Source organism: uncultured Chryseobacterium sp., assembly GCF_936933875.1.
In the GTDB taxonomy this organism is placed as follows: domain Bacteria; phylum Bacteroidota; class Bacteroidia; order Flavobacteriales; family Weeksellaceae; genus CAKZIK01.
In genome coordinates this window covers 1-13,010 of the sequence record NZ_CAKZIK010000005.1, presented here as the reverse complement: position 1 = coordinate 13,010, position 13,010 = coordinate 1, and the positions used below count along the sequence as shown (strand labels likewise).

The window sequence follows — 13,010 nt, the reverse complement described above, 5'->3', positions numbered from 1 at the left end:
GATTTATTCGGTCTTTTTTTGTTTCATATTTTATATTTTTGTTGTTGATAAACGATTATATATATGAAGAAAATATTTGGGGTGTTGGGAGTAACGATGATGTCTTTGGCTTATTCGCAATCATTTGGAGTGAAAGGCGGTGCCAACATTTCTACAATAAGTAAAGAAAATACTTGGGGAGACACCAATTCCAAAATTGGTTTTTATGTAGGAGCTTATATGAATGCTCCTGTGAATGCCTTGCTAAGTATCCAGCCAGAATTGATTTATAACAATATGGGTGTTAAGTATGAAAATAATAATACATCACACACGCTGAATCTTAATTATTTATCAATGCCAATTATGTTTCAGTTTGAATTGATTCCAAAATTTTATGTAGAAGGTGGACCTCAGTTTGGCGTTTTGATTGGTAACAAAAATAAATACCAAAGTGATAGTAAAACGATAATCGAGAAAGATAAAGATGCATATAATCAATTGGACCTGAGCGGAGGAATTGGATTGGGCTTCAAGTTTAGTAATATGGCTATTGGTGCAAGATATATTATTGGTTTTACAGATATTAAAAAGAACGGTTCTACAAGTTGGAAAAATAGTGACAAACAGCTAAGAAATAGCGGCTTCCAAGTCGGGTTGCAATACGGATTTTAATTTAAATTAAATTTTTGGATATAAAAAAAAACTAACTTCGAAAAGAAGTTAGTTTTTTTTTTCTAATCGGAAATCACAACGTTTGTTCCCTGCGTATGCGCATTCATTTGTGGTGCATAGTAGTTTTGAAGTGTTGTAATGCCGTTTGCGAATTTTCCACTTGCATTAGCAACATAATCATACTCGAAAACATATTTTCCTTTCGGCATATTTTCGATGTAGAAATTAGTGGACGCATCTTTCGTTGACTGATAATATCCTAAATTATTTTTCCACTGATAACCGGAAATTACGTCCAAAGGTTCAAAACCTGCAGCGCGCATATCTTTTAAATGAATGAATTCCATATTTCGGTCAGTATTCAAAATCATTCTTACCGTCACTTTATCGCCGACTTTCAGCGGAGTTGTGGCTGTGATTTTCTGAAGTTCTTCGCCGTTTTCCGTTTTTATTTTACGGTACAGTTCTTTCGTGATGGAAATGTAGGTTTCAGAAGATTTAATTTTATCCAAATCCTCATAATATTGCCAGAACAAGCCACCTTGTACAATTCCTGGACCCGGTTTTGTAACGGTAACGGCTGCCAAGTTTTTATCAATATTTTCAGGTTTTAGTGTCGACTTCACATAACCTGTTGCTTTGGTATCGGCGTTTTCTAAAGATTTTCCGCCCCAAACAATCGTGGCTTTATCACTTTCTGTGGAAGTCCAGGATTTTCCTGAATTCAAAATCGTGTAAATCACTTCTGCGGTGCTTCGTGATGTATCCCAACTTGAAACTTCTTTCTGCGTAATGAGCCAGATTTTCATTTCTTCAATGAAATTGGCATCGTTTGGCGTTAGTTTGCTGAACGCTTCCAAAGCTCCCGCATGATTGACAGTTTTTGAAGAATACCAACCCCAGTCGTTTAGGTTTTGTTTCCAGTAAATACCTTGCGTTTCTGTAGTGGTGGAAGTTTCTTTCAGATACGTCATTAATTTTTTGGACAAATTGGTCAACTTATAATTTTCAAAAAGTAAGGCTGCTCTGTGCAATCCGAAGAAAGTGAAATCCTTGATTTCGGCTTTTGGTGCTTTTTGAATGACCAAAGTTTTCAAAGTCGCTCCTTTATTTTTCAAAGGATATTGATTTTCCCAGTAATGACGCGTGTCGAGATAATCCAAAACGAAATTGTTCCAGATATTGTCTTTGTTCGCGTTTTCAATTCGGTAATATTTATTGACTTCATTATCCACAAAATTCACCAATTTTGAAACCATTTCTTTTTGTTCTGAAGACTGATATTCTGATACATTCCCTTTCAGCCACTCATTAATTCTGCCCAAATTTTTCAGAATGTAAAGCGAGTTATAATACGAACTTGGATAACCTGCATACCAAGAGAAACCGCCGTCCGGATTTTGAAGTTTTTTCAAATCGTCCCAATCCTGATTGATGGAATTTCTCATCGAATTCGCATCAAAAATTCTTGCCAATTTCTGCATTTGTTCTGTTTCATTTTTGCTTTCCAAAACCCAAGGTGTTTCTTCGAGCAAAAGTTGTTTCAGTTCCTGATTTTTTTCAAGGTTTGAAGTCAGTAAACCTTTGTTCTGATATTCATCAAAAACGGCTTTCATTCTTGGATTGGCTTTGAAAATTTCGGACGCCAACACATCGGCAAACCACTTGTTGAACTGCACATCTGCCGACAAATTTTGATCGTCTTTCAAACTTGGAAGCGCAAACATAATTTCCCAAATCGGATTGGTGGTGAGTTCCAACGAATTGGACACATTGGTTGCCGTCGTTGAAGTATTTTCAGCCAGATTTTTCAGTATGAAAGTTTTGGTCTGACCTTCTTTCACGAAAATCGGTTGAGCGTCGGTCACCAACATTCTGTTTGGAAGAACGGCAATCGCTTTCTGTTCACCGTCACTGAAGTTGCCGGCTTTGGCAACCACTTTCAAAATAATCGAAGAAACATCATTCGGAACTTTGATTTTCCAGTTGGCTACTGAGTTTTCGTTTCCTGCAACATTGAAATTTTGAACCGAATTGTTCACACCAAATTTTGAAGAAATATCTTCATTGGTCAAAGCGTCTAAAATCTGTAATGAAGCGCTTCCGTTGAGTTGTTGAGTCGTTAAGTTAGAAAGTTTCGACTGCAAATTTAATTCATCACCTTCACGCAGAAATCTTGGATAATTCGGTGTTACCGAAAATTCCTTCTGCGTTACGACTTCTTTTTCTAAGGTTGCGGCTCTTGCGTCTTTTGTATGCGCCAAAAACATCAGTTTCCATTTCGTTAAAGCTTCCGGAGAAGTAAATTCAAAATTAACATTTCCGTCTTTGTCCGTCGTTAAATTGGGATAGAAAAACGCGGTTTCGTTAAGGTTTTGACGGACTTTTACATCGTTAGAAGTTTCAGTTTTTTTCTTTCCATAACCTATTGTTACTACTTCTTCAATTTCTTGATTTTTGATCGTATCAGAAATACTTCTTACTCCACGAATTTGCACTCCAGCAACTTTTCCTGCTAAAGCGTCATTTGCAGTAGGTGCTGGAGCCATTTTTGCTTCTGCAGCTACTGCATATTGCCTTGTAATTCTTCCTCCATAAATTCCACCGTCAAACCAGTTAAATTCCGGAATTTCAATTCCATATTGTCTTAAATATTCCACTCTTTTTGCAAAATATTGCTGAGACAAACGGCTTCTAATATCATAACCTACTATATAATAAGGACTTTGGAAAAGCGTTTGCCAAGAATATTTATTCACCGCAAACTGATCCAAACTCGTATCATACATATTCGCCAAAACTTCGGCGTTAATTTTTTCTTTGTCATCTCCTAAAATTTTTACACTCCATTTTTCTTTGGAATTCGGCTGAAGTTTATCACGGAACGTCACGGTTTCAATGCGCAGATTTTTCTTTTCATTCTTGATTTTTACATCCACAGTTTTTGTCTGCACATCGTTAAATGCCACCATCTGAAACTGAACATTCAGTTGAGAAATGATTTCATCGGTTGGAACCGGAACTTCATACACCAAAACGCCGTTTTTCATTTTGTGTGTTTCGGTTTTGGTTTCACCGTTTCCATTCTGAACAAAAACATTCACGAGAGCATCCGGAATCGCTGAATACACATAGATTTTGGCTTTTTCGCCACGTTTGAACTCGTCTTTTGGCTGAATAACTTCAAGAAAAGGTTTCTGATGATCTTTCAAAAATCTTTTGTCCCAAACCTGAAAATGCTGAACACTTTTGATCGTGTCTTTGCCTTCGATGTTGTAGAGTTCGAGTTTGTAAACGCCGGCTTCCAACTTTCCGAGATCCAATTTTGAGATGCCTTCACTGACTACCCCGTCTCCTCGTTCCTCGGATCCACCCCTTCTGGAAGAAGGGGAATTTTCAACACGCTGAAGAACAATCTTTTCCGTTTTCCAGTTTTTGATATCATCATTTTTATCAAAGAAATCATGCGGGAATTTCTGGATGAATTCACTTTCAGAAAGTTGCGGCAAATCCTGAATTTTTGATTTAAAATTATCCCTGAAAATCCTCTGCGGTTCCTGAAGTTTCGCCAGTTTTACGTTATAGGATTTCTTCAGATTGTGTTCGTTGTAGTTTTTGGTTTCTACTTTAACTTTTACATTATCGTCAGCAAAAGTATTTCCGATATTATCGGCTTTGATGAAATGAGTTACCGAAGCCACTTTCACATTTTCGGTGGTGCTTTGCGTTTCGCCGTTGATGTCGGTTACGCTCGCTTCGATTTCATAATTATCTACCTGAATTCCGTCTAAAGTTTCATCTTTTTTCAAATCCACTTTTATGGTAAACTCGCCTTTTTCATTGGTCTTTACAGAACCTAAAATCGAATTTTCATTGTCATTACCACGAGGATACGACCAGAAATACATCCAGCGAATATTGTGTTTTTTGATTTCGTAATTCACGGTTGCATTCGAAAGCGGAACTCCTGAAAACATCACGGCTTTTCCTTTCAGTTCGATAGTTTGTCCGTATTTGTATTCATCTTTAATCGGTTCAAAAGTCACCTCAAATTTCGGACGTTTGTATTCTTCAACTTTAAAATTTTTGTAACCGTTACAATCTAAATTCGTTCCTTCACTGTCCACCTCAATAGAAAAATCACCGTTCAGTTTTCCTTTAGGCAACGTAAATGTTCCGTTCACCGAGCCAAATTCATTGGTTGTTAAAGTCTGTGTAGATATTTCCTCGCCGTTTGCATCATTTAAAATAATGTTCAGTTTAACTTTTTCTGCTACTTTCTCCGTTTTTGTTGCGCCGTTTAAAGCGGTAGCAATTACCTTAAAATATACAGTTTGTCCGGGTCTATAAATGGCTCTGTCAAGGAAAATCTGTGCCGTTTCATTATCGTTAATTTTTCCATAATCGTAATCTCGACGGTTTCCATAATGGTTCACCAACTGAAAATTATTTCCGGAAGATTTCAGCAAATAATAGCGGTAATAATCATTGTTTACAGATTTTGGAAATACAAAAGTTCCCTTTTCATCAGTTTTTACCGAAGTTTTTACCAAAGGTTTCTGATTCGCGTATTCATAAAAATCAATCGAGGAATTGGCGATTTCTTTTCCGTTTTCACGATTTACCAGTCTTTCAATATCGTCTTTTTTATTGTAATCATTTTTCTGAAAATCAACCACACGGTTTTCAGAAGCGATGAAGTAAAACGTGCTGTTAATCGCGTTTTCCACCACATATTCCACCAAATAAATTCCGGAAGGAAGCGGCTTCGTTTCGTAGGAAGTTTTGTAAGTTTTGTAATCTTTTTGGTTCTGAATATCGTAGGTCTCCTTGCGTACCAATGTTTTTTTCACCGAAGCAAATTTGTTGCGGTAACTGTCGTAAACGTGGTTCATAAAACCCTGCAAATCATCGGTGTGATAAATATTCAAGGAAAATCTGTCCACATTTTTATGCTCTGCGACGATGTGAATGGGACCGTTGCTCTGCGTTTCGGTTTCGTAATGAATAATCAGCGAAGGATTTACAATTGAATTTTCCTTGTTTTTGAGGTTGTTCAAAAAGTTGGATTTCGGATACAGTTTTTTCACACTGTCGATGAGTAGAAGCGCTTCCCTGTGTTTGTTTTCTTTCAACAGTTCATCCACAATATCCTCGGCAATCACTACTTTGTATTCGCCTTCTGTTGCGGAATTGAAAAGATTCTGTAGTTGGACAAGTCTGTCTTCGCAGTTTGTAAAATCGCAGTTATACAACAGTTTCTGATGCTGAAAATAGAGTTTGGGATTTCCTGCGTTGCCGGCAATCAGCTCATCAAAAATCGCATTGATTTTGGGATGATTGGCTTTGAGTTCATTCGGTGTAAACAGCTGTCCATCTCTCAAAAATTCAATTTGCTGCGAAGCATTCCAGTCGAAAAGCGTCGGGAAATACTCCAGATTTTCCGCATTGTAGAAAATTTCCTTGTATTTCGCCATTTTGATCTCTTTTAAACCGGCTTTTTCTGCTTCCAGTTCAGCATAGTTTTTAGAAAGAAAATTTTTGAAATCTAACTTACTCCACGTTTCAATCTGTGCAAAATCCTGATTGTTGATGTTGGTTCTCTGGTTGATTTCCCAAGATTCATTATCATAATATTCCTGAAAAAATTCGCCCAACAGCACTTTGAAAACTAGTCTGTCTTCCCCTTTCAAAGTGGAATTCATCGACTGAAGTTTTGCGAAAAATTGAGATGCAGCGTCATTTTGCGTATCGTCTTGCGTTTGATTCACAATAGAAAACTGCGCTTTCAAAGACTTGATTAACTGAACCGCATTGTCTTCCTTTATCGCCCGGTTTTGAATTTCGAGAATAATAGGAAGATTGCTTTTGTAAAGCCCCTGTTTGTAGTTTTGCTCAATTTTTTTCCACTGAGTTTCATAGTAAGTTTGTGCGCTCATCATCAAAAAAGCCCCCAAAAAGAGGAACAGGAATAGGATTTTTTTCATAACTCTGTTTTTGCTCCGCCAAATTCCGAATTATTAAATTTGCGTGTCTTTCTTTGATTAAGAAATGGCAAAGCCGTTAAAATGCAGTTCTTAAATTTACTAAAAAAATATATTGTAGACAGCGAACTTTTCGTGTCCTTATGCGGAACTTTGTTCGCCATATTTTTCATGCTGGAGCAGGAAATTGTGCGGTTTCCTACCATTTTACTCATTTTTATAACGTTTTGGAGTGGTTATTTATACACGAAATACCAACACGCTAAAAATTTCAGAAAAATACTGATTATCAATTTTTTAGCAGGAATTTTTTCAGCGATATTAATTTTTCTTAACCACAACGAAATCCGGCTTTTGAAATGGTTGGTTATTGTAGTTTTAGGGTTATTGTATAACTCCAGTTTTTTAGAAACTTTTATCCGAAAAATCCCTCTTTTAAAAATATTTTATGTGGGATTAACATGGGCTTTAATTAATTCCTGGCTGATTTTACCCATATTTCATCCTTCCATATTTTTTATTTCCTGGCTATTCGTCACGGCTTTGGTTTTACCTTTTGACATTCGTGACATGAAAGCTGATGATGTGGTGACTTTTCCCACATTAATAGGTGTTCAGAACACAAAATACTTCGCGTATTTTTTGATTTTTGCTGCTAATATTTTGGCGATTTTCTATTTAAAACCAGAGTTTTCATTAGCACTCTTCTTCACATCAATTTTAACCTTTATATTGATTTATTTCTCCAAAAACAGCAACCGCGATTGCTACTTTTCCTTTTGGGTAGAACTTTGTTCTGCTTTGCCGTTTTTATTTCTGATTTTGATTCAAAAATTTTAAATTTTATCTTTACTGAAAATTTGAGTGATGGAAAATTTCGAAAGCCTAAAAAATAAACTGACACGTGCTATAAATGAAAGCACCAACAGAAATTTACTGATGAAACTTTGGGAATTTTTGCAAGAAAACAAGGAAATCAATATGGTTTCTGAACCGGAATCTGTTTATGATTCCGAACAACCAATGACTGAGCAAGAAGTGGAGGAATATTTTAAAGAAGAAACGATTGAATTGCACCCTGTTTATTTGAAAATGATTGAAAGAGGTTTGGATGATATTAAAAACGGACTGGTTCATGACAATGAAGATGTAGAAAAAGAATTTGACGAATGGCTAAAAGATTAAAATGGTCTGATTTCGCAAAGTTTCAAAGACGTGAAATACTGAAATATTGGATTTTTCGTAACAAATCAAAAACATATTCAAGAAAACTCAACAGCCTGTTTAACAGTAGTGCAAAATTGATTTCTGAATTTCCCGAAATTGGTATCGAAATAAAAGACGACTGCCGAGGAAAACTTATTCGCGATTTTTATATTATTTACAAAAATTCTGAGAACCTCATTGAAATTGTTGCAATTTGGGACGTTCGCCAAGACCCTTATAAACTTGAAGAAATCCTAGGCTTATGATTCTCCGCAAACTTTCCCTTATCAATTTTAAAAACCACAACGAAAAATCGTTCGAATTTTCGCCGCAAATTAATTGTTTTGTGGGCAATAACGGTGTCGGGAAAACCAATATCCTCGATGCTTTGCATTATCTTTCGGTGGGAAAAAGTTTTTTGGGAAACTCGGATTTTCAGAACATCAATTCAGATGCTTCGACTTCGCTCAGCACAAGTTTTTTTTCCATCGAGTCTGAAATTCAGAATGAAGAAAAAGAGGACATCATCAAAATTCTGCTACCAAAAGAAGCCAAGAAAATCATCAAGAAAAACGATAAAACTTACGACCGAATTGCAGACCACATCGGTTATTTGCCAAGTGTGATGATTTCGCCATACGATTCGAACCTGATTTCGGATTCCGGAGAAAGCAGAAGAAAGTTTTTAGATGCGATGATTTCGCAAACTGACCATGATTATTTGTTCAATTTAATTCAGTACCAAAAAACGCTTCAACAAAGAAATGCTTTACTGAAATATTTTGCCAAAAACAGAACTTTTGATAAAGATTCTCTCGAAATTTACGACGAACCCATTTCAAATTTCGGAACTAAAATTTTTGAGAAAAGGAAAGGGTTTGTAGAAAAACTGAATCCGGTTGTTCAGCATTTTTATGAAATAATTTCGGGCGGAAACGAAAAAATTTCGGTAATTTATGACTCTCATCTTTTGGAAGGCTTCGACTCCGCTCAGCCTGGTAACAAGATGAAATCTTTACTAGTTGAAAATCTTGAAAAAGACAAGGCTTTAACATATACTTCCAAAGGAATTCACAAAGATGATTTATTGTTTGAAATGAACGGAAATTCTTTGAAAAAATTCGGTTCTCAAGGTCAGCAGAAATCGTTTTTAATTTCTTTGAAACTGGCTCAAATTAAAAGAATTAAAGAACTCACCGGAAAAAATCCAATTCTTTTGCTCGACGATATTTTCGATAAGTTGGATGATAGCCGCGTTTCACAGTTGATTTCATTGATCAATCAAGAAAAATTTGGGCAAATGTTTATTACAGATACGCATCGGGAAAGAACGGAAAGCGTGGTGAAGAGAATTAATGAGGAATCGAAAATATTTGAGATTTAAACAAAAGATTGCTTCGCTGCACTCGCAATGACATGAAAAAAAAGAGAGAATATCAATCATCCGAACTCGTGAAATCTTTTGCGAAGATTTATGGTTTTGAAGATAAATTACTGGCTTTCGAGGTGAAAGATTTTCTACAGGAATATCTTGATGATTTCCTTTTTCAGGAAATTGGAGATACGAATTTGGAGAACGGCATTCTTTCGATTAAAATAAAATCTCCACTGCTGAAAAACGATTTCAGGCTCAAAAAATCATTCTTTCTCAAAAAATTTCAGGAAAAATTCGGAGCTGAAAAAATTAACGATCTTCTGATTTTGTAGAAGCCGTTTGTATCATTTCTTTCGCTCTCAAATCTAATTCGCTAGACGAAATCGGTAAAAAGAAACGGAAGGGATTTTTCAGGAAGTAGCGGAAAATAGCTTTCAGAATTTCTTTCACTCCACCAAAATTCACTTTTCTGGAACGAAGCGCAAGTGCCATCGAAAGGCCGAAACTCACCAAAAAGTTGAAAAAACCAATGAGAAAAACAGTAAAGAAAGATATCCAGAAAGTGTAACTGTCCACCGAAAAATCCTTCCCATACAATCCTAATGCAAAGTTTCCGGCTGCGAAAGTGATATGTCTGATATCCAAATCCAGTCCCAAAAAAGTTCCGATTGGTCCGGTTGCTCCAAGACAAACCCCAAACCAAAAATTCGAAATAATTCCAGCCCAGTTTCTGGAATAATATTGTGACGCTGATTTTGCAATTTTTGGTCCTAAAACCTGATTAATTAAAGGATTGTTGGCGATACGTTTCGGAATCTGATAAAAGACGGAGTTGTTCCCGATATTTCCCGAAATAATTCCCGAAATAAAAAGGTAAAAACCTGCCAAAGAAGCATGCAGAATAGCTTTAGACTCAAACGGATCCAAATCTTGCAGCAATTTTGTAGATTTTTCTGCTGCCATATTTTGGTTAAAAAGCACATCCAGACCATAAATAATGGCTAAAGAAACCGGAAATGCCCACAAAACATTTCCTACAAATGCAATGAACTGCGTTCTGAAAAGTTTAGAAATAAGGTGTGCGAAATCCAGATAATTTTTTTGTGTATTTTTTTCTTCCGAAAGTACTTTCGCCATCGTTGCAGCCGTCATTGCAGGCTGTTTTGTTGCAAGGGTAAAATGCATCAGATAAATCATGATGAAACCCATCGCATAATTGAAAGAATACAAAATGGCGTGAGAAAATTCGCTTCCCGTGATATAACTGTAAAGCATTTTGAGTACACACAAAACACCAACAATTACACCTCCTCCACTTGCTTTCCAAAACATTTTCATGTAATCTTTTACCGTTGAAGAAATGTAATGAACGCCAGTTTCTGCAGTATGATTGGTGATGAGATGCGACATCAAACGCGTACTTTCATCCACCAATTCAGAAATATTATTCTTGTGAGATTTGTATTCTAAAATATTGAAAAACAGCTGCTTTGATTTCTTCGGAACATCAGTTTCATCATCAATTACCAACAAATTCACGATATCTGAAATTCGGTTGAGCTGTTGACGTATTTTCAATAAGGACTGATTAATTTTTCCCGAGATCCCGTATTTCGCAGAGTTTTTGAAAGCTACGTTAATAAAATCCAGACACTGTTCCAGATAAATTTTTATCTGTTTGAAGTGAATATCTTTTGTCGTCAATAAAAATTCCGGATTGGCTTTGAACTCGTTGGTTAAAACATCCATTTCGTCCTGCAAAGCCAGAAAAGGATTGTCGAAATTTCTGTATTCCGGTGCCATGTTAACAACTTCCACATCCATCGCATTACCGATAACGCGCCAAGCTAAAATATTCATCGAGAAAAACAGCTCGTTTTTCACAAAAGGATGTGTAATAAACCTGTCAATCTTCAATAGTCTGAAAAGTTCATCCAGTTCTTCTTCAGAAATATTTTTAAAATACTTGTAATCTTTTGCGGTACGAACCGAAACATAATCTACCAAATGCCAAACGGTTTGTTCGTTTTCTACAGGCGGTAAAAATTTATTCAGAATCCTTTTACGAAGTTCCGGTACAAAAGCGTTTTCCGAGAGAATATTGGCTTCCGTTAACGAAAGATTGATGGTTCTGTCCGAAAAAATATGATGAAGGTAATAGCTGAAATTTTGGGTAATTCCGGGGCTGTTCTTCAAATATTCTAAAACAACATCGAAATTTTCTCGTTTGATAGCCTGAAATACGTCGTATAAAGGATCCAACGACTTAGTCTCGTTCTTAAAAGTAAAATATTTTTTAAGAACCTGATCAAAGTTTTCTTTATGGGAGAAACCGAAAGCCATCTGGTGCAAAGATACGCTATTTCAAACTGACGTTATTCATCTGGCGTAAAATCCAGTTATGACGGTTACGCAGATATTTTGAAGGATGATGAGGATCGTATTTTTTTGGGTTGGGAAGAATTGTTGCAATCCATGCTGCTTCGCTTTTCGTAAGGTCTTTAGAATGTTTTCCGAAATAATATTCGGAAGCTGCTTCGACCCCGAAAACACCTTGCCCCATTTCAATAGAATTAAGGTAACGTTCCAAAATCACCTCTTTTCCCCAAATTAATTCAATGAAGAAAGTATAAACGGTTTCTAAACCTTTACGAACCCAGCTTCTTCCCTGCCAAAGAAAAATATTTTTGGCCGTTTGCTGAGAAATTGTACTTCCTCCTCTTAATTTTTTTCCCTGATTATTTTTCTCGTAAGCCTTTTGAATGGCTTTATAATCGAATCCGTTATGAATAAAAAATTTCTGGTCTTCTGCAGCAATTACAGCTTTTTTTACATTCGAACCCATTTCTTCGGAACTGATGTAATCGCGTTGCAACTTTCCATATTCAAAAAAACCACCAATTTGCGTAAATGTGATAGGAGCATTGAAGAATTTTCCCCAAAAAATAAATAAAATATTCGCGAGGATGAGGATGTATATTGTTTTCTTGATTTTAGACCACATAAAAAATTCCCTGTTTTCGGGCGTAAAGATAACGTTTTATTGAAAAAATTATTTTAACTCTTTTAAATAAATCAGCGAATGATTTGGAAGTAACTGAGGATGAAAAACTTTGATATAATCTTTCAGAACCAAATCCGCACGAACGACACCACTTTCAAAAAAATCGTTGCCTTTGCCTTTCTCCTTTCCATTAACACCGTAAATTTTACCGGTTTGAAAGACTTTCATTTTTGCATAATTGGGGTTGATTTGCAGCAGTTCTTTTTTGGAAGCATGATTACCAACATTCACCCAAAATTCTGCTTTTTCAGCTTTTACGAAAACCTCCTCAAAACTTAACGGAACAGCTTTTTCATCGGTGTTTGATGCATTGATGTAATTTCCTCCAGCATTTTTAATTAATGTTGCCAAACCTGTTTTTCCGCCCGGAAGAAACCACTGACTTCCATACATTTCGTTTGCTAAAACCACAGGTTTTTCCTGAATTTTAGAAGCAATAGTTTGAAGAGAATCGTAAGGTTTTTTGATTTGATTGAATTTTGAATCTGCAACTTGTTCTGCATCCAATAACTTTCCGAAAACAGTTAGATATTTGGATTTTTCCAGAGGATTTTGCTCCAGATATTCATCCAGGAATATCACTTCGATATTATTTTTGCTCAGCAAATCGTAGGTATTTTCGAAAGTAGCAATGTAATTGGTGAAAACCGCGTCCGGTTTTAAACTGATTATTTTTTCAACATCATATTTTTGCTCATTTCCGACGTTCTGGATTTTATTTTCGTTT

The 13,010-nt window shown here is 36.0% G+C and carries 10 protein-coding genes; 6 read left to right on the top strand and 4 right to left on the bottom strand.

What is annotated here, in order from left to right; all coding sequences use genetic code 11:
- Positions 1-63: 63 nt before the first annotated feature.
- Positions 64-654, top strand: a complete 591-nt coding sequence (locus Q0252_RS00580; protein ID WP_297982461.1) for a porin family protein — start codon at positions 64-66, stop codon at positions 652-654.
- A 62-nt stretch (positions 655-716) separates the two neighbouring features.
- Here Q0252_RS00580 and Q0252_RS00575 read toward each other — a convergent pair whose 3' ends face one another.
- Positions 717-6,641, bottom strand: coding sequence for an alpha-2-macroglobulin family protein (locus tag Q0252_RS00575; RefSeq protein ID WP_297982459.1), 5,925 nt, complete (start codon positions 6,639-6,641; stop codon positions 717-719).
- 81 nt (positions 6,642-6,722) lie between these two features.
- Between Q0252_RS00575 and Q0252_RS00570 the strand changes: the two genes are divergently transcribed.
- The 5 genes from Q0252_RS00570 to Q0252_RS00550 are packed head-to-tail and all read left to right on the top strand — an operon-like array spanning position 6,723 to position 9,551.
- Positions 6,723-7,478, top strand: coding sequence for a hypothetical protein (locus Q0252_RS00570; RefSeq protein ID WP_297982456.1), 756 nt, complete (start codon positions 6,723-6,725; stop codon positions 7,476-7,478).
- Between the two features lie 27 nt (positions 7,479-7,505).
- Positions 7,506-7,823, top strand: coding sequence for a hypothetical protein (locus tag Q0252_RS00565; RefSeq protein WP_297982453.1), 318 nt, complete (start codon positions 7,506-7,508; stop codon positions 7,821-7,823).
- A complete protein-coding gene (locus Q0252_RS00560) occupies positions 7,808-8,110 on the top strand; it encodes a type II toxin-antitoxin system RelE/ParE family toxin (RefSeq protein ID WP_297982451.1) in 303 nt (100 codons plus the stop codon). The genes Q0252_RS00565 and Q0252_RS00560 overlap by 16 nt, the downstream gene beginning before the upstream one ends.
- Positions 8,107-9,228, top strand: coding sequence for a DNA replication/repair protein RecF (locus tag Q0252_RS00555; RefSeq protein WP_297982448.1), 1,122 nt, complete (start codon positions 8,107-8,109; stop codon positions 9,226-9,228). Before Q0252_RS00560 ends, Q0252_RS00555 begins: the two co-directional genes overlap by 4 nt.
- Before the next feature lie 32 nt (positions 9,229-9,260).
- Positions 9,261-9,551 (top strand): hypothetical protein, encoded by a 291-nt coding sequence (locus Q0252_RS00550; protein WP_297982445.1) that lies wholly within the window; start codon positions 9,261-9,263, stop codon positions 9,549-9,551.
- On the opposite strand, the gene Q0252_RS00545 is transcribed toward Q0252_RS00550, so the two are convergent.
- The 3 genes from Q0252_RS00545 to Q0252_RS00535 all read right to left on the bottom strand — a co-directional run.
- Positions 9,529-11,562, bottom strand: coding sequence for a recombinase (locus tag Q0252_RS00545; RefSeq protein ID WP_297982442.1), 2,034 nt, complete (start codon positions 11,560-11,562; stop codon positions 9,529-9,531). The two genes, Q0252_RS00550 and Q0252_RS00545, sit on opposite strands and share 23 nt — an antisense overlap.
- Before the next feature lie 16 nt (positions 11,563-11,578).
- Positions 11,579-12,223, bottom strand: a complete 645-nt coding sequence (mtgA, locus tag Q0252_RS00540) for a monofunctional biosynthetic peptidoglycan transglycosylase (RefSeq protein WP_297982440.1) — start codon at positions 12,221-12,223, stop codon at positions 11,579-11,581.
- A gap of 48 nt (positions 12,224-12,271) precedes the next feature.
- The coding region (locus tag Q0252_RS00535) for an ABC transporter substrate-binding protein (protein ID WP_297982439.1) at positions 12,272-13,010 on the bottom strand (739 nt) is incomplete at its 5' end.

Excerpts from the sequence above, each read along its gene's own strand:
- Q0252_RS00580 (WP_297982461.1), top strand. The coding sequence starts at position 64 with ATGAAGAAAATATTTGGGGTGTTGGGAGTAACGATGATGTCTTTGGCT.
- Q0252_RS00575 (WP_297982459.1), bottom strand. The coding sequence starts at position 6,641 with ATGAAAAAAATCCTATTCCTGTTCCTCTTTTTGGGGGCTTTTTTGATG.
- Q0252_RS00570 (WP_297982456.1), top strand. The coding sequence starts at position 6,723 with ATGCAGTTCTTAAATTTACTAAAAAAATATATTGTAGACAGCGAACTT.
- Q0252_RS00565 (WP_297982453.1), top strand. The coding sequence starts at position 7,506 with ATGGAAAATTTCGAAAGCCTAAAAAATAAACTGACACGTGCTATAAAT.
- Q0252_RS00560 (WP_297982451.1), top strand. The coding sequence starts at position 7,808 with ATGGCTAAAAGATTAAAATGGTCTGATTTCGCAAAGTTTCAAAGACGT.
- Q0252_RS00555 (WP_297982448.1), top strand. The coding sequence starts at position 8,107 with ATGATTCTCCGCAAACTTTCCCTTATCAATTTTAAAAACCACAACGAA.
- Q0252_RS00550 (WP_297982445.1), top strand. The coding sequence starts at position 9,261 with ATGAAAAAAAAGAGAGAATATCAATCATCCGAACTCGTGAAATCTTTT.
- Q0252_RS00545 (WP_297982442.1), bottom strand. The coding sequence starts at position 11,562 with ATGGCTTTCGGTTTCTCCCATAAAGAAAACTTTGATCAGGTTCTTAAA.
- mtgA (WP_297982440.1), bottom strand. The coding sequence starts at position 12,223 with ATGTGGTCTAAAATCAAGAAAACAATATACATCCTCATCCTCGCGAAT.